The sequence below is a fragment of the Halomonas sp. SSL-5 genome (genome assembly GCF_030708455.1).
Lineage (GTDB): Bacteria > Pseudomonadota > Gammaproteobacteria > Pseudomonadales > Halomonadaceae > Halomonas.
In genome coordinates this window covers 350,572-372,384 of the sequence record NZ_JAUYWF010000001.1, presented here as the reverse complement: position 1 = coordinate 372,384, position 21,813 = coordinate 350,572, and the positions used below count along the sequence as shown (strand labels likewise).

Annotated in this window: 19 protein-coding genes; 4 read left to right on the top strand and 15 right to left on the bottom strand. The window is 66.4% G+C overall.

What is annotated here, in order from left to right; genetic code table 11:
• Positions 1-29: 29 nt before the first annotated feature.
• From RAN53_RS01725 to RAN53_RS01690, 8 genes are all read right to left on the bottom strand, one after another.
• Complete coding sequence (locus tag RAN53_RS01725) at positions 30-1,064, bottom strand: transporter (RefSeq protein ID WP_305795096.1); 1,035 nt, start codon at positions 1,062-1,064, stop codon at positions 30-32.
• A 172-nt stretch (positions 1,065-1,236) separates the two neighbouring features.
• Positions 1,237-2,031, bottom strand: coding sequence for a hypothetical protein (locus RAN53_RS01720; RefSeq protein WP_305795095.1), 795 nt, complete (start codon positions 2,029-2,031; stop codon positions 1,237-1,239).
• Between the two features lie 57 nt (positions 2,032-2,088).
• Positions 2,089-2,745, bottom strand: coding sequence for a C39 family peptidase (locus RAN53_RS01715; protein ID WP_305795094.1), 657 nt, complete (start codon positions 2,743-2,745; stop codon positions 2,089-2,091).
• Positions 2,746-2,899: 154 nt separating this feature from the next.
• On the bottom strand, positions 2,900-4,021 hold the full coding sequence (locus tag RAN53_RS01710; RefSeq protein WP_305795093.1) for a hypothetical protein: 1,122 nt from the start codon (positions 4,019-4,021) through the stop codon (positions 2,900-2,902).
• Positions 4,022-4,084: 63 nt separating this feature from the next.
• Positions 4,085-4,744 carry a hypothetical protein gene (locus RAN53_RS01705; protein WP_305795092.1) on the bottom strand — a complete coding sequence of 220 codons (660 nt, stop codon included), beginning with the start codon at positions 4,742-4,744 and terminating at the stop codon, positions 4,085-4,087.
• Positions 4,745-5,315: 571 nt separating this feature from the next.
• Positions 5,316-5,687, bottom strand: a complete 372-nt coding sequence (locus RAN53_RS01700) for a hypothetical protein (protein ID WP_305795091.1) — start codon at positions 5,685-5,687, stop codon at positions 5,316-5,318.
• Between the two features lie 400 nt (positions 5,688-6,087).
• Positions 6,088-7,455 carry a sigma-54 interaction domain-containing protein gene (locus RAN53_RS01695; RefSeq protein ID WP_305795090.1) on the bottom strand — a complete coding sequence of 456 codons (1,368 nt, stop codon included), beginning with the start codon at positions 7,453-7,455 and terminating at the stop codon, positions 6,088-6,090.
• A gap of 176 nt (positions 7,456-7,631) precedes the next feature.
• Complete coding sequence (locus RAN53_RS01690) at positions 7,632-8,783, bottom strand: GNAT family N-acetyltransferase (RefSeq protein WP_305795089.1); 1,152 nt, start codon at positions 8,781-8,783, stop codon at positions 7,632-7,634.
• A 111-nt stretch (positions 8,784-8,894) separates the two neighbouring features.
• Between RAN53_RS01690 and RAN53_RS01685 the strand changes: the two genes are divergently transcribed.
• The 3 genes from RAN53_RS01685 to RAN53_RS01675 all read left to right on the top strand — a co-directional run bounded on the left by RAN53_RS01685 (position 8,895) and on the right by RAN53_RS01675 (position 13,326).
• Positions 8,895-10,292: a coniferyl aldehyde dehydrogenase gene (locus RAN53_RS01685; RefSeq protein ID WP_305795088.1), complete on the top strand. Its 1,398-nt coding sequence runs from the start codon at positions 8,895-8,897 to the stop codon at positions 10,290-10,292.
• A gap of 112 nt (positions 10,293-10,404) precedes the next feature.
• Positions 10,405-12,279, top strand: a complete 1,875-nt coding sequence (gene edd, locus RAN53_RS01680) for a phosphogluconate dehydratase (protein WP_305795087.1) — start codon at positions 10,405-10,407, stop codon at positions 12,277-12,279.
• 78 nt (positions 12,280-12,357) lie between these two features.
• Positions 12,358-13,326 (top strand): D-hexose-6-phosphate mutarotase, encoded by a 969-nt coding sequence (locus RAN53_RS01675; RefSeq protein ID WP_305795086.1) that lies wholly within the window; start codon positions 12,358-12,360, stop codon positions 13,324-13,326.
• Between the two features lie 99 nt (positions 13,327-13,425).
• Here RAN53_RS01675 and RAN53_RS01670 read toward each other — a convergent pair whose 3' ends face one another.
• From RAN53_RS01670 to zwf, 3 genes are all read right to left on the bottom strand, one after another.
• Positions 13,426-14,100 carry a bifunctional 4-hydroxy-2-oxoglutarate aldolase/2-dehydro-3-deoxy-phosphogluconate aldolase gene (locus RAN53_RS01670; RefSeq protein ID WP_305795085.1) on the bottom strand — a complete coding sequence of 225 codons (675 nt, stop codon included), beginning with the start codon at positions 14,098-14,100 and terminating at the stop codon, positions 13,426-13,428.
• An 18-nt stretch (positions 14,101-14,118) separates the two neighbouring features.
• Positions 14,119-14,787 carry a 6-phosphogluconolactonase gene (gene pgl / locus RAN53_RS01665; RefSeq protein ID WP_305795084.1) on the bottom strand — a complete coding sequence of 223 codons (669 nt, stop codon included), beginning with the start codon at positions 14,785-14,787 and terminating at the stop codon, positions 14,119-14,121.
• Positions 14,788-14,872: 85 nt separating this feature from the next.
• Positions 14,873-16,366 (bottom strand): glucose-6-phosphate dehydrogenase, encoded by a 1,494-nt coding sequence (gene zwf, locus RAN53_RS01660; protein ID WP_305795083.1) that lies wholly within the window; start codon positions 16,364-16,366, stop codon positions 14,873-14,875.
• A gap of 227 nt (positions 16,367-16,593) precedes the next feature.
• On the opposite strand from zwf, the gene RAN53_RS01655 reads away from it, so the two are divergent.
• Complete coding sequence (locus RAN53_RS01655) at positions 16,594-17,454, top strand: MurR/RpiR family transcriptional regulator (protein WP_305795082.1); 861 nt, start codon at positions 16,594-16,596, stop codon at positions 17,452-17,454.
• Positions 17,455-17,582: 128 nt separating this feature from the next.
• Here RAN53_RS01655 and RAN53_RS01650 read toward each other — a convergent pair whose 3' ends face one another.
• The 4 genes from RAN53_RS01650 to RAN53_RS01635 form a co-directional block, all read right to left on the bottom strand.
• Positions 17,583-17,957: a RidA family protein gene (locus tag RAN53_RS01650; RefSeq protein ID WP_305795081.1), complete on the bottom strand. Its 375-nt coding sequence runs from the start codon at positions 17,955-17,957 to the stop codon at positions 17,583-17,585.
• A 214-nt stretch (positions 17,958-18,171) separates the two neighbouring features.
• The gene (locus tag RAN53_RS01645) at positions 18,172-19,026 is read right to left on the bottom strand and encodes a universal stress protein (protein WP_305795080.1); all 855 of its coding nucleotides are present in this window, start codon (positions 19,024-19,026) and stop codon (positions 18,172-18,174) included.
• 63 nt (positions 19,027-19,089) lie between these two features.
• Positions 19,090-20,577: a SulP family inorganic anion transporter gene (locus RAN53_RS01640; RefSeq protein ID WP_305795079.1), complete on the bottom strand. Its 1,488-nt coding sequence runs from the start codon at positions 20,575-20,577 to the stop codon at positions 19,090-19,092.
• Positions 20,578-20,899: 322 nt separating this feature from the next.
• Positions 20,900-21,778, bottom strand: a complete 879-nt coding sequence (locus RAN53_RS01635; protein WP_414842945.1) for a DMT family transporter — start codon at positions 21,776-21,778, stop codon at positions 20,900-20,902.
• Positions 21,779-21,813 lie beyond the last annotated feature (35 nt).

Below are 21,813 nucleotides of genomic sequence, written 5' to 3'. Positions count from 1 at the left end.
GGGAGGAGGTGTTGTGTCAGGACGAGTTGCTACAGTTGGAAGGGCATGCGGAAGGTCAGGCTGATATCGGAGGCATCATCGGTCAGCCCGATCCCCAGGCTGGTCACCACCGAGGTGCTGTCGTTCAACGCATAGGTCCCGCCGATGCTGAACACCCCCACGTTGGCATCGCTGCCGACCACCTTGTTGGTCGGCTCGCCCGGCTGGGTGGTCTCGGACTGCATGATGTACTCGTGAGAATAGGAGAGCGACAGGCTCAGCCGCTCATTGAGGGCGAAGGCCGTGCCGAAGCCGGCACGAATACTGTCACCCAGCTTGACGTCACCCGGCTGATCATCTTCCAGTCCCGAGATATCATCGAAGCTTTCTTCAATGTTGTACTTGTAACCCAGGTTGGCGAAGACGATAGCCGGGTCCAGTGTCTTTAGTGCCGAAACACCCGTGCTGACCGACCAGACGCCATTACCCGTCGGCAATTCCGTCGGGTAATTCAGGTTCCCGCCCTGATCATCGTCACTTTTCAGCGAGATACCATAGGGGTCTGTTCCTGTGGGTGCGGTAACACCGAAGTTCAAGACGACGTCTGGCCGCTGCTGGGTTTCCGGGAGCAATCGGTAGGAGAGAGACAGGCTGACATCCCCGATATCCGCCTCATCAACCGTTGCCTCACTGTCACGCTGTGTTGAAAAGTCGAGACCGATAGACTGGTAAGTGGTGCTGCGGTAGACGAAGGGGACGTTGAGCCCCACCTCGAGTCGGTCCGTCAGGCCGTAGCGGGTATTGATATCGAAGGTGGTGATATGACTCTCGACGGTATCCACGTTCAACTCGCCCAGGAAGATCGCATCCAGGGCCAGGAACCCCCGGAGGGCCAGCTGCGAACGATCCGAGTAGGAGTAGTTGATGCCCGGCTCGATGGTCAGGCGATCGGAGAACAGCGCATGCTCTTCCCGAAAAACGTTCTCCACGCTCTGGCTGGGCCTCGCCTCCCGGACCACCTCCTCCGAGCCACTCGACACCTGGGCCAGGGCGAGTGGGGAAAAGGCGCCCAGCGACACCAGCATGGTAATGGAACAGCTCCTGTGCCTTACGAAACGTAATGGCTTTGTCGTTTCCACATGCATCTCCTTGTGTGCCCACGAATGCAAGCCGGGGCCGTGCTGCCGGCCCGAAGCCAGTACCGCCGCTTACCGCACAGTCAGTGTAGAACAGCCGCTGGATTTTTCCTTTTCGGCATCAACGACTCAGTTGACGCACCGACTCGATGGCGCTGCGTACCCCCGGTGCTTGGGCATTGGCGCCCTGCTGCCCCATATAGAGCTGTAGGCGAGTGATGTTCTGGACCCGCTGGAAGTCGCTGGTCAACTGAATCGACTGACGCAGGCCGCGGCTGGGCACGATGGCCTGCTGGACGCGGCCCATGCCGGGCACATCGAGCGCCACGCCCATTCCCCCAGCCCCGTAGTTCACCGCGACACTGGTTCCGTTGGGGAGTCGCTGGGTGCCGGCACTCCCCGAACTGCCGGCCAGGCCGCGGTGCCCGGATGCATCCAGCACATCGATCTGCAGGTCATTGGCAGCGGCGTTGAAGTCACCGCCGGCCTGGATCGACTGCACCACCCCGCGGGCATTGCCGGTACCGGCATCTCTGACGATGGCCCCGTTGCCGGACCGAGCCGCCTCGGAGATGTCGCTGGCAGACACCATGGTCAGGTGCGGTTCGAAGCTGACCCGCGGGGCACTGCCCGTGAGGTCGCCATGCAGGGTGGCACCGGCCACCAGGTGCTCGCCCGCCGAGGTGCGCCACGTGCTGGACATCTGGACGCCGAAGAACATGATGCGACCCTTGTCGACGAAGCGGCCACGCAGCTGGCCCAGTTCGGCATTACTCAGCTGACGCCCGCCGGAGAAGTCCGCAAAGTTGGACGATGCGGCCATGGCCACGGGCGCCAGCAACCCGCTGGTCGCGATGGCCACCAGGGCCGTGATGCCTCCTCTCCTGCAGTGCTGCTTGAACTCATGCATGAACATGATCGTTATCCTCTGAACTGCAGCCCTTCTCATACACCGACCATTCCGACCGGCGATTCAGAACAGATCTGCATGTCGGAAACCGAAATCAAGAAGCTTCTGCCGGGGAACCGGCGAGAAGACATCCTGTAGCCGATGGGCCGTGAGAGGCTGCCTGGGACTGAGCAGCACCGTCTCGCGGTCGAAGCCCTCACCTACCACGGCGAAGATGATGTTGTTCCAGGAGGCCATGAAGTCGTCGCGCGCCATCACGCGATTCCCAAGGGCCGGGTCGCCGACATAGACGCGATCACCGCTGGCCTTCTTCACCACCACGAAATGCTTGTAGCCGTCGAGATCCAGCAGCACGATGACCGGGATCGATACCTCATCCAGGGTGTCGGGTGCCACCTCGTAGCCACGCCCCCGAAAGCCGAGGGTCTCCACGTAGTTCTTCAGATCCAGCAGCGAGAAGCCGCGCTCGAGTACCACCTGGGGATCGGAGACCTCGAGCATGCCGGCCAGCACCGTTTCCTCGGTCACCTCGGGCTGTTGGTAGGCATACTTGAGGATGGTCGCCAAGGATGCGGCGCCACAGGAGAAGTCGGTCCGCTGCTCGATCAGGTTTTCGTAGCGTCTTTCGCGGATCGACTGCACATCCTTCTGCAGCACCGTCCCGGAAACGATATTGCCCAGGCGAATGGTGGCCGCCTGGGCATCGAAATGAACTGGCAATAGCCCGAGCGCCAGGCATGCCAGTAGGGCCGTCCTCCTTGCTGTCATAAGTCCCCCGGGCTACCGAATAAAAAATCTGAGCAAAACCCGGCCTGCCAGGCAGGCCGGGCCCTCACTATCACACTGCCATGTGGATGACAGCCTCTGCCTGAGCTTACTCGCCGGGACCGGTGACACCACCGCCGCTGGAGCTGGCGTTGGCGATGGCCAGCGAGTTACGCTGCAGGTTGTTAGTCCCGGCCGCCACGTTGACACCGATGTTACCGCTGGCATTCGCTAGCGCATCGGCGCCGATGACTGCGTTGTTGCTGTGGAAGGTGTAGACCTGCCGCAGGACGGACCAATCACCACTGACAGTACCACTCAGGGTGGAGTTATCGAGCGCCTTGAAGGCCAGGGCACCTCCATCACCATTAAGGTCACTACCACCTTGAGTCGCGGTATCAAGGTCGACATGCCCGAACCTCGGGCCGTTAGTGGTGTGGCCAAAGTCTCCATTCTCATCCCAGATATCGGGATAGACGTTACCAATCTGATCCATGGTGAAGCCGTGAGTATTGAGGGTGATGTTGGCACTCACCGGCGCCACATCATTTACAGTACGCACATGCGGGCGGTTACTGGTGGTGTTGCCGGCCGTCTGCTGGACGCCGCCCACGGTAGCCCGTGCATGGCCGCTGGCGGAATTATCCGATGCCGAGAGGGCGTTATGCTGGGCGTTGCCCACGCCAGCCGCGATGTTGACACCGACGTTGCCGGTGGCGCCACTCAACGCGCCCCCGCCCATCCGGGCGTTGTTGGGGCTGCCATTGTTAGTGGTTGTGTTGCCCATAGCGTGCTGGGCCGAGAAGATCTCGGCCTGGCCGAAGACATCAGCGGCGTCGTTGGCGGCCAGAGCGGCATCGTTGGCCTGGCTGTTGCTGTCGCCGGCGGCCACGTTGATGCCTACGTTACCGGAGGCACCGGCACCGGCTCCAGCACCCAGGGTGGCGTTGTTCTCGGAGCGCTCATTGGTGACGTCATTACCTCCGGTGAACTGCTTGCTGTCGACCAGGGCGCCGGCGTAGTAGTCGGCCCTGTCGTTGACCCACACATCGACATCGAAATTCTTGTCGGTGTTGGACGTATGATACAGCTGGACATCGATCTCGTTCATAAAGGTAGAGTCGATGGAGCTGGAGGCGCTGAACCCCTGTGCGTCCTGTGCAAATGCCGCGGGTGCGGTCATCAGCGCGGCGATTGCGAGTGCCAGCGGTGCTTTGTGGAACGTTTTCATGATCTTTCTCCTGAATGAACCGAATCGTTCTGTTGTTGCTGCCGTGACTTGCTCCGGGTCACGCTACTGCCCCAGCGCCATGTTCATGCGGAAGCTGTTGCGAGTGGCGTTCCCCGTACCGGCTGATTGGTTGACCTGGATGATGCCCCGGGCACCCTCGAAGGAGGTCTTGTCCACCTCTATTCTTCGATTCGTGCTGCCGGAACCCTCATCGGTACCGCTCAGCCCCTGCTGATCGGCCATAACCTGCTGCAACGTGGCGTCGCTGAGGTTGCTGGCCGATATGCCCAGAACCACTCCCATGGAGTTGCTCTGCACATTCCCTTGGCCCGCCGCCTGGTTGATCGACAGCCAACCTTCTGACTGCCAAAAGGCGCGGTCCTTGATTCCTACTGTCTCCTCACGATTGGCGATACGCTGTTCGATCCTGGAGCTCTGCATCAGGGTGTTGGCGGCATTGGCCGTATTGCCGATGGCCAGCACGCCGCTGTTGCTCTGCAGGTTGCCGTCCCCGGCCGCCATATTGGTGGTGCTCACCCCGGAAACGGCGCTCAGCGCGCTGCCACCGAGAATGGTGCTGTTGCGAACCAGGGCACCCGGTTCGGCCGTGGCCGGCTGCGCCAGGCCGGCCACCAGCCCCAGTGCCATGGCAACCATGTTCACCCTGAAGATCACGCTGAATGGGCGCCTTGCGGCCAGCGGAAAGCAGGATCGAATCGCCATCGTCATTTCCGTCCTGTGAAGGGTGAGAGTGCATTGCCGACGGTGGCGGCGATGCCCGAGGTGGCCGATGTCACGCTGCCGGCAATGCCGCCACCGGCACCGCTGCCACCGCCCAGCGAGCCGGCGACCCGACTAGAGCTGCTTCCCACTCCCTGGCCACCATTGCGTACCAGAGCATCGGAGCCGGGGCTCAGCGCGCGCCCCACGGAGCTCTGTACACTGCTACGAACCCCTGCCGCTCGATCATCCGAGAGGGCCACGATGCCCCCCCCGCTCAGCTGACGCTGAAGATCCACTCCACTGTCGCGAACGTTGACACGCGAAGTGATCGGGCCGGCATGGCGATCCACCGAGCCGATGGGTGCCGGACCCACTCGCCTGATAATGACCACATCGCCGGGCCTGACGCCGGGGTTGAGGTTGTGTTGAGCCGAGGGGTCGGCTGCAGTACCCGCGGGAGCGTGGGCCAACATGCCTGCTGCGACCGCGGCGACCACTGCCGCCCTCAGGGGCCAGTGATGGCATACCCATTCACCCATCGCGCTTGTCGTTTGCCTGGTTGCCGCCATGACTACTGACTCCTCTGCGTGGTGGCCCTTGTGACCTGATGGTTGCTGATCCCCTGGGTGCTGTTGCCGCCAGGAGCACCGGCACCACTTCCGCCCTGCCCGGAACCGCCGGGTCGTTCATCCCACAGGATCACGGCGTCGGTGATCTCGGGCCCGGCCTCCACGAACTTGCCGCGGATACTGGCCAGCCTTGCGTCCTCCAGAGACTCGACTACCTGACTGCCGAACAGCGCCAGTTCCAGAGCGGCCTCGGCTTCATCCGCCGCGGCCTGATGGGCCGTCACCAGGAAGAGCGCGCCGATGCCAGCCGACAGCAGGTGCGTGCAACGCCCTGATGCGCTCTGTCTGCGGTTGGCTGGCTGGATCACGTTCATCTCAGGCTCTCCGTGAAACACGTCCCATCATCGGGTCACTTACAACGTCGTAGTTCTTGATCTTTTCCTTGCTCTTGCCTTTGCTCTTTTCTTTGTTACAGCAATCCTCGTGCCAACATTGACAACCCTTTATTTTCAACAATTTAAAGAAAAAACGAATATTTCAAAGTGTAAAGATCGCGTAACAGACGCGAAGCATTGGCGACAAGATATCCAGGAACCCCGAGAACAACCCCGATAAATCAGTGAGTTGTTGATTTCTCCTCGGATGTAACAGCGCTGATGCATCAGCCACCAAACCGGCAGGAAGAAAAAATCCACGCCTGGTGAGGCGTGGATGCAGGAAGGAAAGGCGTTAGCGGAAAGGGAGGGCGGCGTTCTGGAAGGGGCGTGGGGAGCCTCAGGCCAGCTTGCGGTCGATACCGTGCTTCTCCATCAGCCGATAGATGGTGACGCGGGAGACGCCGAGCTCCTTCGAGGTTGGCTGTATCTGGTTGTGGTTACGACCGAGGGCGGCCAGCAGAATATCTCGCTCAGCCGAATCCCGCGCCTGTTCCAGGGTCATGGTGCAACGAGGCAGGCTACGCCGCTCGATCCCCAGGTCTTCCGGCTGGATGAGCCGGTTGTCACACATGACCATGGCGCGGCGCACCCGGTTGATCAGCTCCCTGACGTTGCCTGGCCAGCGATACTGGCGCATCACCAGCAGGGCCTCGCTGGAGAAGCCCTTGAGTTGGCTGGGCTTCTCATGGCTGAAGCGTTCGAAGAAGTAGCGCGCCAGGATCTCGATATCCTCGGCATGCTCCCGCAGCGGGGGCACCTTGACCTGCAGCACATTCAACCGATGGAAGAGGTCTTCACGGAAGCGCTGCTCGGCCACGGCCTGCTCGAGATCCACATGGGTGGCGGCGAGGATCCGCACATCCACGGGTATCTCCTCGAGGCCGCCGACCCGCTGGATGCGCCGGGTCTCGAGGAAACGCAGCAGGTTGACCTGCAGTTCCAGTGGCAGGTCACCGATCTCGTCCAGGAACAGGGTGCCGCCATCCGCGGCCTCGATCCTGCCGATCTTGCGCTGTACCGCCCCGGTAAAGGCCCCCTTCTCGTGGCCGAAGAGCTCCGACTGGATCAGGTGGTCGGGCAGGGCCCCGCAGTTGATCGCATGGAAGGGCTGCTTGGCGCGCTGGGAGCGCTCATGGATCGCCTGGGCGGTCAGCTCCTTGCCCGTGCCTGACTCACCGCTGATGCATACCGAGGCATCCACCGCCGCCACCTTGCGGATGGTCTTGAAGAGTTTCCACATCGCAGGCGTCGACCCCACCATTTCGTACTCACCTGGGGACGTCTCCACCACCTCGCCGTTGTGCGGGCCCTCCGCCACCTCCTTCTGGAGCTTGCCGAGCCGGGCGGCATGGCGCAGCAGGCAGTCCAGGCTCTCCAGCTCATGGGGCTCGACCACGAAGCCATGGCAGAGGTTGGCGATGACGTTGCGTACCTCATCGTCATCCAGGCAGTCGGGGGAGATGATCCCCACACAGGGAATTCCGGACGAGATGATCAGCGACTCGACGTGCCTGAGCCCCTGCCTGGAGAGGTCCGGAAAGTGAACCACCCCCGCATGACACGCCTGCTGACGCACCTCTTCCACCGAATAGGGAGGCGCCAGGCCATTCACCTCCCATCCAAGCCGACCCAGTTCCTGCTCCATCCGCTTCTGGACCGGTGGCCGTTGGGCGACCATCCAGCAGCGTTGCTGCAACATATCCATTGTTACGCATCCTTCCTGCCGGCATTACCTGGCCGGGCAGGCTTCCTGGGGAATAAAGGCATCACGCGGCGGAACAGGTCCGCTACGTAACCTTGTGCGAGCGGGTCAACAACCCATAGTCCACCCGCCGCAACGCCAAAAAGTATAGCAATGCGGCACAATCCTGCTGTCGAGATTTACCCCTTGAACGGCAGTGCCTGCTCGGCGGCCCGGCAGTAGGCACGCACCTGGACGCGCTCCTCGGCGCAGAAACGCGACACGGCGTCGCGCAGGCGCGGGTCGGCGACATGGTGCAGCGAGGTGAGGAGTCGCGGAGCGAAGCCCCGGGCCAGTTTGTGCTCGCCCTGGGTGCCGGGGTCGAAGGTGGTGAGGCCCCGCTCGAGGCAGTGCTCGATGCCCTGATAGTAACAGGCCTCGAAGTGCAGGCAGTCGGCGGTAACCTCGCTGCCCCAGTAGCGCCCGTAGAGAGTGCTCGCGCCCTGCAGGCAGAGCGCCGCCGCCACCGGCTTGCCGTCGAGGCGCGCCTGCACCAGCAGCAGGCTCTCCGGCAGGCTGGCGTGCAGGCGGCGAAAGAACTCCAGGTTGAGATAGCCGTGGCGCCCACGCTCCCGATAGGTGATCTCGTAGCATCGATAGAAATGCTCGAGGGCCGCAGCATCGATCGCCTCGCCCTCCAGGCGATGCAGGGTCAGCCCCTGATCGGCGACGATCCGCCGCTCGCGGCGGATCGCCTTGCGTCGCTTGGCGGTCATGGCGGCCAGGAAACCAGCGAAGTCGCCGTAACCGGCATCCTGCCACTGGAACTGCACCCCGTGGCGTGCCAGCAGCCCCGGCCGAGCCGCCTGCCACTCGGCTACCTCGGCATCCTCGGCAAACAGCAGGTGCCAGCTCGAGAGCTCGCCTATCTCCCGGTCATCGGTCGGCTCCCAGGCATCGGCCAGGGCCTCGCGCGCCGCTCGCGGGTCGACCTCCGGCGCCAGGGCCAGCCGCGGGCCGGGCGCCGGCGTGTAGGGAATCGCCGTCAGCGCCTTGGGGTAGTAGCGCCCACCGGCGCGCTCCCAGGCATCGGCCCAGGCCCAGTCGAAGACGTATTCGCCGAAGGAGTGGTACTTGTGGTAGAGCGGCATGACGCCGACCAGCGCCTGCCCCTGCCACAGCGCCTGGTGGCGCGGCACCCAGCCGGTGGCCGGGCTTACCGAGCCGCTGGCCTCCAGGGCATGCAGGAACTCGTGGCGCAGGAAGGGATGATCGTCGCCGACCAGGGCGTTCCAGTCGGTGGCGGACACCGCCTCCATGGCGGGCAGGGTCTGACGCGTCAGCATGGACATGCAGTCACTCCGTTCATGGGGCGTCGCGGTGTCTTCCCCTGGTGGCGAGATGGCGCCACCATTGTGCCCAGACCACGACCGACCTTCCATCACCGCGAACAGGATCTCAGCATGAGCGATGCCCGTGATCTAACGGCCCACCTCGACGCCCAGCGCCGCGCCTTCAACGCCGCGCCCTACCCGAGCCTCGCCACCCGACGCGAGAGGCTGACGCGCCTGGCGACCCTGACCCGTCGCCACCGCGACGAGATCGCCGAGGCCATCAGCATGGATTTCGGCCAGCGGGCCGAGATGGAGACCCGCCTGGCCGAGGTGACGACCATCCTCCAGGGCGCAGGCTACGCCCGGCGCAAGCTGCGCCGCTGGATGCGTCCCCGCCGACGGCCGGTCGGCTGGCGGCTGTTGCCGGCCCGGGCGAAGGTTCACTATCAGCCGCTGGGAGTGGTGGGCATCATCTCCCCCTCCAACTATCCATGGAGCCTCGCCTGGCTGCCCGCCATCGATGCCCTCGCCGCCGGCAACCGGGTGATGATCAAGCCCAGCGAGCAGGCCCCGGCCACCTCGGCGCTGATGGCGCGCCTGGCGGCGCGCTACTTTGCCCCGGAGGAGCTCTGCGTGATGGAGGGTGATGCCGGGGTGGCCCGAGCCTTCTCCGCCCTGCCCTTCGACCACCTGTTGTTCACCGGCAGCGCCACCATCGGCCGCGAGGTGGCGCGCGCCGCGGCCGCCAACCTGACGCCGACCACCCTCGAACTGGGCGGCAAGACCCCGGTCCTGGTGGCCGGCGACGCCGACCTGGAGAAGGCCGCCGAGCGCATCGCCTTCGGCAAGTGGCTCAACGCCGGGCGTACCTGCATCGCCCCCGACCATGTGCTGGTGGAGGCCTCACGGCTGGAGGCGTTCCTCAAGGCGATGCAGCGCCAGGTGGCTCGCTTCTACCCCGAGGGCACCGCCAGTCGCGACTACAGTGCGGTGCCAGGCGCCGAGCATCGCGAGCGGCTGGAAGCCATGCTCCACGAGGCCCGGGACCATGGCTGCCGGGTGATCGAGCTCGGCGAGACGCTCGCGCTGGCCGAGGGCGGCGTCAAGCTGCCGCCCACCCTGGTGGTCGACCCCACCGAGCACCTCGCCATCATGCGCGAGGAGATCTTCGGCCCCTGGCTGCCGGTGATCGGCGTGGCCGACATGGACGCCGCCATCGCCCGGGTCCGGCGCGGCTCCCGCCCGCTGGCGCTCTACGCCTTTACCGACGACGCCGAGTTGCGCCGCCGGCTGCTCGAGGCGACCCATTCCGGCGGGGTGGTGTTCAATGACACCCTGTGGCACAACGCCGTGCCGGCGCTGCCCTTCGGCGGCGTTGGCGAGAGCGGCAGCGGTGCCTATCACGGCGAGGCGGGCTTCGCGCGCTTCAGTCATGCGCGCGCCGTCTTTATCCAATCGCGACGCAGCCCGGTAGGCTGGCTCAATCCCCCCTACCGGCGCTGGCTGCTGAGGCTGCTGGGGCTATAGTCCCTGCACGATATTAGCGAGAATCGCTGGAATCGGGGCAGCGAGGGGCCTGTCGCCGGAATAGCGACGAGCGATGCCTTTCTGTCATCGTCCTGCCGCAAGGAGACTCACCATGCCACCGCTCAATGCCACCGTCGCCGACGTCACCCGCCGCATCCGCCAGCGCTCCGGTGAGCGCCGCGCCCTCTACGAGGCGCGCATGGCCGACCAGCACCGCCGCGGCGTGCATCGCGGCGAGCTCTCCTGCGGCAACCTGGCCCACGGCTTTGCGGCCTGCGGCGCGACGGACAAGGACTCGCTGAAGCTGATGAACTCGGCCAACCTGGGGATCATCTCGGCCTACAATGACATGCTCTCGGCACACCAACCGCTGGCGACCTTCCCCGCCACCATCAAGGAAGCGGCACGGGCCATGGGCTCCACCGCCCAGTTCGCCGGCGGCGTGCCGGCCATGTGCGACGGCGTCACCCAGGGCCAGCCGGGCATGGAGCTGTCGCTGTTCTCCCGCGACGTCATCGCCATGGCCGCCGCCGTGGGGCTCTCCCACAACATGTTCGACGCCGCACTATATCTGGGTGTGTGCGACAAGATCGTCCCGGGGCTGTTCATCGCCGCGGCCCGCTTCGGCCACCTGCCGGCGATGTTCGTGCCGGCGGGCCCCATGCCCAGCGGGCTGCCCAACAAGGAGAAGGCGCGCATCCGCCAGCTGTTCGCCGAGGGCAAGGCGAGCCGCGAGGCGCTGCTGGAAGCGGAGTCGCAGTCCTATCACAGCCCGGGCACCTGCACCTTCTACGGCACCGCCAACTCCAACCAGCTGATGATGGAGATGATGGGCCTGCACCTGCCGGGCACCTCCTTCGTCAATCCGGGCACCGAGATGCGCGAGGCCCTGACTCGCTTCGCCACCGAGCAGGCGATCCGCAACACCGAACCCGGCGGCGAGTATCGCCCCTTCTACCAGCAGATCGACGAGCGCGCGATCGTCAACGCCATGGTCGGCCTGCTCGCCTCCGGCGGCTCCACCAACCATACCCTGCACCTGGTGGCCATGGCCGCCGCCGCCGGCCTGACCATCACCTGGGAGGACTTCACCGAGCTCTCCGCGGTGACCCCGAGCCTGATGCGGGTCTATCCCAACGGCCAGGCCGATATCAACCACTTCCAGGCCGCCGGCGGCATGGCCTACCTGTTCCGCGAGCTGCTCGGTGCCGGCCTGATCCACGGCGACATCCCCACGGTGTTCGGCACCGACCTGACCGCCTACACCCGGGAGCCCTTCCTCGAAGAGGGCAAACTCACCTGGCGCGAGGGTCCCGAGCAGAGCCTGGACGAGGAGGTGCTGCGCGGCGTGGCCGCCCCCTTCGCCGCCACCGGCGGGCTCACCGTGGTGGACGGCAACCTGGGCCGCGGGGTGATCAAGGTCTCGGCGGTGGCCGAGGAGCATCGCGTGGTGGAGGCCCCGGTGAAGATCTTCGAGGACCAGAACGACCTCAAGGCCGCCTTCGAGGCCGGCGACCTGGACCGCGACGTGATCGCCGTGGTGCGCTTCCAGGGCCCCAAGGCCAATGGCATGCCGGAGCTGCACAAGCTGACCCCCTACCTCGGTGTGCTCCAGGACCGCGGCTTCAAGGTAGCGCTGGTCACCGACGGCCGCATGTCCGGCGCCTCCGGCAAGGTGCCGGCGGCCATCCATATCACCCCCGAGGCCCTGGACGGCGGGCCGCTCGCCAAGCTGCGTGACGGCGACATCGTGCGCCTGGACGCCGACGCCGGCACCCTGGAGGCCAGGGTCGACGCCCATGTCTGGGCCGACCGCGAGCGCCGCGTCGCCGGGCTGGATCACTACCACGTCGGCCTGGGCCGCGAGCTGTTCACCGGCTTCCGCCACCTGGCCAGCGGCTCCGAGCAGGGCGCCTCGGTGTTCGGCGGCTTCGAGGCCGACGACCTGGCCCGCCAGGCCGCCCAGATCCACGCAGACGATGCCTGAGCCCGGCGGGCCTGGCGTGCTAGGCTATGCCGCCATCGTCACCCCATGTCCGCTGCGCCGCCAGCCCAGGAGACTCGCATGATTCCCGCTTCGCTCAGAACCCTGCTCGACGAGACCACCGGCCAGCGCCGCGCCGAATGGGCCGGCCGCGAGGTCTGGCTGGCCAACGAGGCCTGGGGCGAGCTCGCCCTTTCGCTGCAGGGAGGACAGCTCCTTCACTATTTACCCGCGCCCGAAGACGCGCGAGCCGCAGGCGCTAATCCATCGCCCGAAGACGCGCGAGCCGCAGGCGCTAATCCGTCGGCCGACGCTGCACCGGAAGCTATGGTGCAGGGTGGCTGGCTGTGGGTGACCCCCACGCCCCAGGCGCTGCCCGGGGCGATCCGCGGCGGCATCCCGCTGTGCTGGCCGTGGTTTGCCGATGACCGCTATGCCGACGAGTCGGAGGATCACAGCGGCCCCTTCCACGGCACCGCGCGCCAGGCCCAGTGGCGCCTGGACGCCGTGGATGAGCACGAGGAGGGGGTGGAGCTGCATCTCTCCCCCGAGCAGCGCCTGCATCGCCAGCTCACGCCCCGCCTGGTGGTGCAGGCCAATGCCAACCGCCTGCATGTGGAGCTGATCACCGAGCACACCGGCGAGACCCCGGTGAAGATGAGCGGTGCCCTGCATACCTATCTGGCGGTGGCCGATGCCTTCGCCTGTCGCCTGGAAGGGCTCCCCGGCGCCCGCTACCTGGACAAGCTGGCCGGCTTCGCCGAGGGCGAACAGCAGGGCGAACTGGGAGTGCGCGGCGGCATCGACCGGATCTACCACAGCAACGCCGAGCTGGTGCTGGACGACGGCGAACGCCGCCTGCGTATCGCGCGCCAGGGCAGCGACTCCGCGGTGGTCTGGCACCCCGGCGAAACCCTCCCCGAGGACACCCCCGCCGAGGTCGCCCGCCGCTTCCTCTGCGTGGAAGCCGCCAACACCCGCCTCGACCCGGTGTGGCTTGTCCCCGGCGCCCAGCACCTGCTGGGCACCACGCTGTCGCGTGGCTGGTGAGCGCCGCTGCGCGGCGGGTGAGGGGTGAGCGCCCTTCGCGCTTGTGAATGGTGAGGGGTAAGCACGCCCGGTAAGCGCCAGCTCACCGGGCGGGGTGGTTCAGTGGTGGTAGCGCCGGGCCACCTCGCGGGCGAGCTGGCGGATGCCATTCCAGTCCTCCGCCTCGACCAGCGAGGCCGGGGTCAGCCAGGAGCCGCCCACGCACATCACGTTCTTGAGCGCCAGGTAGTCCTCGGCGTTATCCAGGTCGATGCCACCGGTGGGGCAGAAGCGCGCCTCGGGCAGCGGGCCGGCGAACGCCTTGAGGGCCTTGACGCCGCCGCTGGCCTCGGCGGGAAAGAACTTGAAGCGGCGGTAGCCGTACTGCCAGCCGGCCATCAACTCTGAGAGGGTGGCCACGCCGGGCAGCATCGGCACCGGACTGCTCACGCCATGGCGGCAGAGCGCCTCGGTGATACCCGGGGTAACGACGAAGTCGGCCCCCGCCTCCTCGGCCTGGCGATACTGGGCCGGGGTGAGCACGGTGCCCACGCCGATGCTGGCCTGGGGCAGCGCCGCCTTGATGCGCCGGATCGCCTCCAGGGCGCAGTCGGTGCGCAGGGTGACCTCCAGCACGCTGAGGCCGCCCTCGACGAGGGCGCGGGCCAGGGGCACGGCGTCCTCGAGACGCTGGATCGCCAGCACCGGGATCACCTCGGCCTTGAGGCAGATGCTATCCAGTTCGGTGGTGCGGGTAGAGGGCAGCTGCTTATCGATGCTGTTCTGAAAGGTCATGGCTATCTCTCCGTGAGATCAGGGGGCCCAGTAGGTGGCCAGCGGGCAGGCCAGGAAGGCGCGGATCGGCAGCTCGCGCACGTCGTCGCCGGCCAGCGCCCGGGCCAGCACGGCGCGCTTGTCGCCGCCGGTGATATGCAGGAAATGGCGGCGCGCCAGATGCAGACGCCCGGCGCTCAGGGTGATGCGCGGCTGGAGCTGGCTGGGGGCGCGCACGGCCACCGTGGTGGCATCGGTGGTCAGCGCCAGGGCGAGCTCGCGGCTGTCGGGGAACAACGAGGCGGTGTGGCCATCGCCGCCCATGCCCAGGATCACCGCGCTGGCCGGCCAGGCCAGGGCCTCGACGCGCTCGGCCACGACGGCCGCCCCCTGCTCGGGGGTAGGGTGGTCGCTGGTCAGCGGCACGAAGGTGGCCGCCGCCGCGGGGCCCTGGAGCAGCTGCTCGCGCACCAGGCGGGCGTTGCTGTCGGCGGCCTCCTCCGGCACCCAGCGCTCGTCGGCCAGCGTCACCTGGACACGCGCCCAGGGCAGCTCACGGCTCGCCAGGGCCGCGAAGAAGGGCTCCGGGGTCGCCCCACCCGACACCACCAGCAGGGCGCGCTCCTGGGTCGCCAGGTCGGCGCGCAGCGCCGCGGCCACTGCCTCGGCCAGCTGCCGGGCCAACTGTTGTCGGCACTGCTCGCTCATCTCGCTTCCTCCTGAGGGACCTTCAAGCATCGCGCGACACCTCGCGCTCCTACGGCGCAGCCGGGCCCCCTCTTCCAACTTAAAGCTAATAATCCTCGTACCAGCTGCGCCCATCCTGGGTGATCATGGCGATCGACGCGACGGGACCCCAGGAACCCGCGGGGTAGCGCCTTGGCGGCTCGTCATGCTCCTCCCAGGCGGCGATCAGGTTATCGCACCACTGCCAGGCATGCTCCACCTCGTCACGGCGCACGAAGAGATACTGCTGCCCCTTCATGACCTCGAGAAGAAGGCGCTCATAGGCGTCGGGGATGCGCGTCTTGGGGAAGGCGCTGTGGAAGTCCAGGTGCAGCGGACCGCGGCGCAGGCGCATGCCCTTGTCCAGGCCGCTGTCCTTGGTCAGTACCTCCAGGGCGATGCCCTCCTCCGGCTGCAGGCGGATCACCAACTTGTTGGCGGCCAGGCCGCGCTGGTCGGGGTCGAAGATATAGTGCGGTTGCTGGCGAAAGTGGATGACGATCTGCGAGAGCTTCTCGGGCATGCGCTTGCCGGTGCGCAGGTAGAAGGGCACGCCGGCCCAGCGCCAGTTGGCCACGCCGGTCTTCATGGCCACGAAGGACTCGGTGTGGCTCCCGGTGTTGGCCCCCGCCTCCTCCAGGTAGCCGGGCACGCTTGCCCCATCGATGGTGCCGGCGGTGTACTGGCCACGCACCACATCGCGCCCCAGCATATCGTCGGTGAACGGCGTGAGCGCCTTGAGCACCTTGACCTTCTCGTCGCGGATAGCGTCGGCATCGAGGTTGGCGGGCGGATCCATGGCGATCAGGCAGACCAGCTGCAGCAGGTGGTTCTGCACCATGTCGCGTAGCTGGCCGGCCTGGTCGAAGTAGCCCCAGCGCCCCTCGATGCCGACCTGCTCGGCCACGCTGATCTCCACATGGGAGATATGGTTCTGGTTCCACTGGGTACCGAACAGCGGATTGGCGAAGCGCAGCGCGATCAGGTTCTGCACCGTCTCCTTGCCCAGGTAGTGATCGATGCGGTAGATGCGCGACTCGGGGAAGGCGGCGGCGATGGCGTCGTTGATCTCCGCCGAGGAGGCGAGGTCGTAGCCGATCGGCTTCTCCACCACCACCCGGCTCTCGTCGTCCAGGCAGCCGCCCGCCTCGAGATGCCGACAGATGTCGCCGTAGAGCCGCGCCGCCACCGAGAGATAGACCACCATGGGCCGACCGGCGCCTTGGCGCCACTCGCGGATGGCGCCATAGCCTTCGGGGCGGGTGAAGTCGAGGGGGCGGAAGTCGAGGCGGGCCAGGAAACGGTCCAGCGTCTCACGGTCGAGCTCCGCGGCCTTGACGCGCGCCTCGAGCGACGTCTCGACCCGCCCGCGAAAGCCGTCCAGGTCGTGCCCCTGGCGGGCCAGACCCAGCAGGCGGGTGGCGGGGTCAAGCAGCCCCTCGCGCTCCAGGTGGTAGAGCGCCGGGAACAGCTTGCGCTGGGCCAGGTCGCCGAGTGCGCCGAACAGCACCAGGTCGATCTCCGTGCTGACTGCCTGGCCGGTTCGGTTGCGTTGCCGCATGCCCGCCTCCCTTTCGTTAACTTACCAAAAAAATATGCATGGATCGGAAATTACTCAAGGAAAAGACGTTAACTTACGTTAATTCAGCATGGCGCGGCACACCCTGTGGCCGCTGCACGCCGTCTCGAGCTAGCATAGACGGCATCATGTAGTTAAATCACCACATCATTGATCAAGGCTTCACCCTGCGGCGACGCGCCGCCCCAGCAAGGAGAGCTCTCCCCCACATGGCCCGTCACGACCTGATCGACCGCATCCGCCAGCGCCTCGAGGAACTCAACCGCTCCGAACGCAAGGTCGCCGACGTGATCCTCGCCGACCCGGCCGCCGCGACCGGCATGAGCATCGCCACCCTGGCCCAAGCCTCGTCGGTCAGCGAGCCCACCGTCAACCGCTTCTGTCGCAGCTTCGACGCCAAGGGCTACCCGGACTTCAAGATCAAGCTGGCCCAGAGCCTGGCCAGGGGAACCCCCTATGTCAGCCAGGCGGTGGAACCCGACGACAGTGCCGCCGACTATACCCAGAAGATCTTCGGCGCCACCATTGCCGCCCTGGACACCGCGCGCCGCCAGACCGACGCCACCCGGATCGAGCGAGTGGTGGACTTCCTGACCCAGGCCAAGCAGATCCACTTCTTCGGGCTGGGCGCCTCGGGCGCCGTGGCCCAGGACGCCCAACACAAGTTCTTCCGCTTCAACCTGCCGGTGACCGCCTACGTCGACGTCCTGATGCAGCGCATGGTGGCCTCCACCTGCCATACCGGTGACGTGGTGGTGGTGATCTCCTGGACCGGGCGCACCCGCGAACTGGTCGACATCGCCAGGCTCGCCCGGGAGAGCGGCGCCGTGGTGCTGGGCATCACCGCGCCGGACTCCCCGCTGGCCCGGGAGTGTAGCGAGACCCTGGAGGTCGCCACCCCCGAGGACACCGACTATTACATGCCGATGACCTCGCGGATGATCCAGCTGGCACTGATCGACGTGCTGGCCACCGGGGTGACGCTGCGTCGCGGCGAGGACTTCCTCGGCCACCTCAGGAAGATCAAGGAGAGCCTCAGGCCAACGCGCTACCCGGACAATAATGGCTGACGCTTCGGTTCTCGTCCCTTCCGCCTCCCCTGCAGACCGCTGCCCCAGCACAACCCCGCCCCGCCGGCGTCCGACGGGGCGGCGTGTCGACTGCGCCCGACAGAGGGCCATGCTCGGGCCCCGCGTGGCTAGAAGCTGTAGCCCTTGCCGCCGATGGCGGCGGTGACGGTCACCTCCACCTTCAGCTCGTCAGAGGGCATGGGGGCGCACACACAGGTACGCGCCGGGGCATGGCCGGTGGGCACCCAGGCGTCCCATACCGCATTCATGGCGGCGACATCGTGGCCATCCTTGAGGTAGACAGTCGCGGTGAGCAGGTTCTTGCGGTCGCTGCCGACCTCCTTGAGCAGGGCATCCACGCGCGCCAGCATGCTCTCGGTCTGCGCGGTGATGTCGCCGTGGCGGGCCTCGGGGCCGGCCACCTGGCCGCACAGGTAGGCGATACCGTTGTGGATCACGGCGCGGCTCATGCGCGCCTTGGTGTCGTAACGGTTGATAGTCATGGGCTGTCTCCTCGCCGCCTCATGGAAGGGAGAGCCGATTATGGCCGCTGTGCCGGTCAGCGTCGATGCCCTGGCCATCGCCGACATGCCGGCCTTCCTGGTGGCTGGCCCAGGGCCTGCTCGGGGAACTCAAGAGCTCGCCGTGACAGATGACGACGCCCCGGGCCGAGGCGGCAGCGGGGCGTCGTAGCGGTGAGGAACTGGCGTAACGCCGTCAGCGCAGCAGCAACACCGGCCCCCTGGCCTTGCGCAGCATGGCGGTGGTGGTGCTGCCCACCAGCAGGTGGCGGATGCGCGAGTGGCCGTAGGCGCCCATCACCAGCAGATCGATGCCGTGCTCCTCCAGGTAGGCGCGCAGGGTCGCCTCCACCTCGCCGGCGCGGATCGCCCCCTCGGCCGCGTGGCCGGCATCCGTCAGCGTCTTGAGCGCCCAGTCGAGCTGGGAGCGGTTGTCGCCGGTCTCGGCGCCGACGATCACCACATGCACCGGCACGCCCGCGAAGAGGGGGCTCTTGGCCAGCATCTCCACCCCCTTGCGGGTGGTCTTGCTGCCGTCGAAGGCCAGCATCACCCTCTCGGGCCGCTTGAAGGTGTGGGGCACCATCAGGATCGGCCGGTGCAGGCTGCGCACCACCCGCTCAAGGTTCGAACCCAGGTGGCCGCTGTCCTGGTGGGCGGTCTCGCCGCGCTTGCCTACCACCAGCAGGCGGATCTCCTCCTGGAGCTCCTCGAGGGTCTCCACCAGGGTGCCGTTGCGCTGGCGACCGGCGGGCTCGGCCACGCCGTTCGCCACCGCGCGCTCCCTGGCCGCCTTGAGCATCAGCCGGCCCTGCTCCTGGGCCACCCTGGCGCGTCGCTCGTCGAGCTGGGAGAGCTCTTCCAGAAGGTGCTCCCGCGCCCCCAGTCCGATATTGCCGGAGAGGTCCGCCTCGGCGGTCTGGGGGTGGTTGTCGTTCACATGCAGGAAGGTCAGCGGAGCCCCCAGCGCCAGGCTGGCCCAGGCGGCGTAGTCGCACACTCCTTCCGAGAACGTCGAGCCGTCGATGGCGGCCATTACCTGTTCGGTCATCGTCTTGTCCTGATACTGGCGTATTGGGTCATGGTGTCACGTTCTCCCTCATCGTGGCGGGCGTCAATGACCGCCCATCAGCTTCTCCACCGCCTCGGGGTCGTCGTGCACCGCGTAGCGGTCGACGATGGTGGCGCTGGCCTCGTTGAGGCCGATCAGTTCCACCTCGGTGCCCTCGCGGCGGAACTTGATCACGATGCGATCCAGCGCCTGGACGGCGGTGATATCCCAGAAGTGGGCGCGTGACAGGTCGATGGTGACCTTCTCCACCGTTTCCTTGAAGTCGAAGGCATTGCCGAAGCGCTCGGAGGAGGCGAAGAACACCTGGCCTACCACCGTGTAGATCCGGCGCCCCTCTTGCGGCGTCTCGGCGCCAACGTAGAGAATATTGCCCACCTTGTTGGCGAAGTTCATGGCGGCGAGCAGCACGCCGACGAAGACGCCGATGGCCAGGTTGTGGGTACCGACGGTCACCACCACGGTGGCCACCATCACCAAGTTGGTGCTCATCGGGTGCTTCCTGAGGTCCTTGATGGAGCTCCAGCTGAAGGTACCGATGGAGACCATGATCATCACCGCCACCAGGGCCGCCATTGGGATCTGCGAGACCCAGTCGGCGAGGAATACCACCATCAGTAGCAGCACTACGCCGGCGATCAGAGTGGAAAGGCGCGTGCGGCCACCCGACTTGATGTTGATCACCGACTGACCAATCATCGCGCAGCCCGCCATGCCACCGATCAGGCCGGTGCCGATATTGGCCAGGCCCTGGCCCTTGCACTCACGGTTCTTGTCGCTGGGCGTGTCGGTGAGGTCATCGACGATGGTGGCGGTCATCATCGACTCGAGCAGGCCCACCACGGTAAGCATGATCGAGTACGGCAGGATGATCGCAAGCGTCTCGAGGGTCAGCGGCACCTCCGGCCACAGGAACACCGGCAGGCTGTCGGGCAGCTCGCCCATATCGCCGACGGTGCGGATCTCCATGCCGGTCAGCAGGTAGACGGCGGTAAGCACCAGAATACAGACCAGCGGCGAGGGAACCGCCTTGCCGATCTTCGGCAGGTAGGGAAAGCCATAGATGATCGCCAGGCCTGCCGCGGTCATGGCATACACATGCCATGTAACACCCGTCAATTCGGGAAGTTGGGCCATGAAGATCAGGATCGCCAGGGCGTTGACGAAGCCGGTGACCACCGAGCGCGACACGAAGCGCATCAGGTCGGCGAGGCGCAGATACCCGGCCAGGATCTGCAACACGCCGGTGAGCAGGGTGGCAGCCAGCAGGTACTGCAGGCCGTGCTCCTTGACCAGGGTGACCATCAGCAGCGCCATGGCCCCGGTGGCCGCCGAGATCATCCCCGGTCGACCGCCGGCGAAGGCGATGATCACCGCCATGGAGAAGGAGGCGTAGAGGCCGACCTTGGGATCGACCCCGGCGATGATCGAGAAGGCGATCGCCTCGGGAATCAGCGCCAGGGCGACGACGATACCCGCCAGGGTGTCGCCCTTGAGGTTGGAGAACCAGCTCTGTTTCATCGTTTCGTACATGCTGCGGTCCAGTCAGGGGAATGGATGGGCCGTGAGGCGTCGGAGTCCTGTCGTCCACATGCCCTCTCCGACACCTGTCAGGAGGGTGCTGTCGCCTCAGAAGGACGGCGGCGAGGGCGTGAATCACGAACAGTGAGGCGCACAGGGGCGCAAGTGACATCATGATGATGTCAAACGATGACGCACCGAAGACGGCGGCATCGCCGGGAGATAGGAGGGGGTGCGCTAGGGCGGAGTGGCCAGCCCTGCCAGGGGGGTCATCATGTGCTTGGGGTTCATAAGACGGAGATCCATGGGGTGCGTGCGCCAGGAGCGCGGAATTCTAGCAGAACTCATGCTGCGCCGCACCCAACGCCCGCCGACGGCGCTCGACCCGCCGGTCCACCAGCCCCTTCACCAGCAGACTACCCAGCACCAGGGCGCCGCCGGCGAAGGCCGCCGGGCTCGGGCGCTCGCCGAGCAGCCACCATACCCAGAGGGTGCCGACCACCACCTCCAGTAGCATCAGCAGCCCCACCTCGGCGGCGGGCAGGTAGAGCGGACCACGCTGGATCAGGGTGAACCCCAGCGGCAGCAGCACCAGGCAGAGCACCACCAGCCACAGCAGTGAAGGGCCGGAAGGCAACTCGACACCGGGACCAAGCAGGCCATAGAGCCCCGCGGCGACCGCCACGATCAGCCCGGCCAGGGTGAGCATGGGGCTCATGTCGACCCCCGGCCGGGTGCGCGCCAGGGTGAAGTTGGCGGCCAGGGCCGTGGCGGCGAGCAGCGCGAAGCCATTGCCGAGCCAGGAGCCCGAGCCGGCATCATCCAGGGCGATCAGCGCGATGCCGACCAGGCAGGCGAGGATCGCCAGCCAGGTGCGCCGGGGCAGGCGCTCATCCAGGAAGCACCGGGAGAGCAGCGCGGCGATCAGCGGCGCGCCGGCCAGGATCATCAGCACGTTGCCGCCGCGGGTGTACTGGTTGCCCAGCACGAAGCCGAAGGTGGAGAGGCTGAAGAGCAGCGCCACGCCGATGCCGGTCCAGCCGCAGCGGCGGTAGGCGGCGAGCGCCCCGCGCCCGTGGCGGGCGACGACGATGGCGATGAACCCGAGCGCGGTGAGCAGCCCGCGCCAGATCAGGATCTCGGCGTCGGGCAGGCCGATCACCTTGATCAGCAGGGCGTCGGGGGAAATGATCAGGGCGCCGCCGCCGGTCATCAGCAGGCCCTGCTGGCGGAGAGAAAGGGGAGCGG

What these genes read in the sequence shown, in the direction of transcription:
- RAN53_RS01685 (WP_305795088.1), top strand. Translation starts at nt 8,895, where the DNA reads ATGAGCGATGCCCGTGATCTAACGGCCCACCTCGACGCCCAGCGCCGC.
- RAN53_RS01645 (WP_305795080.1), bottom strand. Translation starts at nt 19,026, where the DNA reads ATGACCGAACAGGTAATGGCCGCCATCGACGGCTCGACGTTCTCGGAA.
- edd (WP_305795087.1), top strand. Translation starts at nt 10,405, where the DNA reads ATGCCACCGCTCAATGCCACCGTCGCCGACGTCACCCGCCGCATCCGC.
- RAN53_RS01675 (WP_305795086.1), top strand. Translation starts at nt 12,358, where the DNA reads ATGATTCCCGCTTCGCTCAGAACCCTGCTCGACGAGACCACCGGCCAG.
- RAN53_RS01670 (WP_305795085.1), bottom strand. Translation starts at nt 14,100, where the DNA reads ATGACCTTTCAGAACAGCATCGATAAGCAGCTGCCCTCTACCCGCACC.
- RAN53_RS01700 (WP_305795091.1), bottom strand. Translation starts at nt 5,687, where the DNA reads ATGAACGTGATCCAGCCAGCCAACCGCAGACAGAGCGCATCAGGGCGT.
- RAN53_RS01725 (WP_305795096.1), bottom strand. Translation starts at nt 1,064, where the DNA reads ATGCTGGTGTCGCTGGGCGCCTTTTCCCCACTCGCCCTGGCCCAGGTG.
- RAN53_RS01655 (WP_305795082.1), top strand. Translation starts at nt 16,594, where the DNA reads ATGGCCCGTCACGACCTGATCGACCGCATCCGCCAGCGCCTCGAGGAA.
- zwf (WP_305795083.1), bottom strand. Translation starts at nt 16,366, where the DNA reads ATGCGGCAACGCAACCGAACCGGCCAGGCAGTCAGCACGGAGATCGAC.
- RAN53_RS01635 (WP_414842945.1), bottom strand. Translation starts at nt 21,778, where the DNA reads ATGACCGGCGGCGGCGCCCTGATCATTTCCCCCGACGCCCTGCTGATC.
- RAN53_RS01695 (WP_305795090.1), bottom strand. Translation starts at nt 7,455, where the DNA reads ATGGATATGTTGCAGCAACGCTGCTGGATGGTCGCCCAACGGCCACCG.
- RAN53_RS01710 (WP_305795093.1), bottom strand. Translation starts at nt 4,021, where the DNA reads ATGAAAACGTTCCACAAAGCACCGCTGGCACTCGCAATCGCCGCGCTG.
- RAN53_RS01705 (WP_305795092.1), bottom strand. Translation starts at nt 4,744, where the DNA reads ATGGCGATTCGATCCTGCTTTCCGCTGGCCGCAAGGCGCCCATTCAGC.
- RAN53_RS01640 (WP_305795079.1), bottom strand. Translation starts at nt 20,577, where the DNA reads ATGTACGAAACGATGAAACAGAGCTGGTTCTCCAACCTCAAGGGCGAC.
- pgl (WP_305795084.1), bottom strand. Translation starts at nt 14,787, where the DNA reads ATGAGCGAGCAGTGCCGACAACAGTTGGCCCGGCAGCTGGCCGAGGCA.
- RAN53_RS01690 (WP_305795089.1), bottom strand. Translation starts at nt 8,783, where the DNA reads ATGTCCATGCTGACGCGTCAGACCCTGCCCGCCATGGAGGCGGTGTCC.
- RAN53_RS01650 (WP_305795081.1), bottom strand. Translation starts at nt 17,957, where the DNA reads ATGACTATCAACCGTTACGACACCAAGGCGCGCATGAGCCGCGCCGTG.
- RAN53_RS01720 (WP_305795095.1), bottom strand. Translation starts at nt 2,031, where the DNA reads ATGTTCATGCATGAGTTCAAGCAGCACTGCAGGAGAGGAGGCATCACG.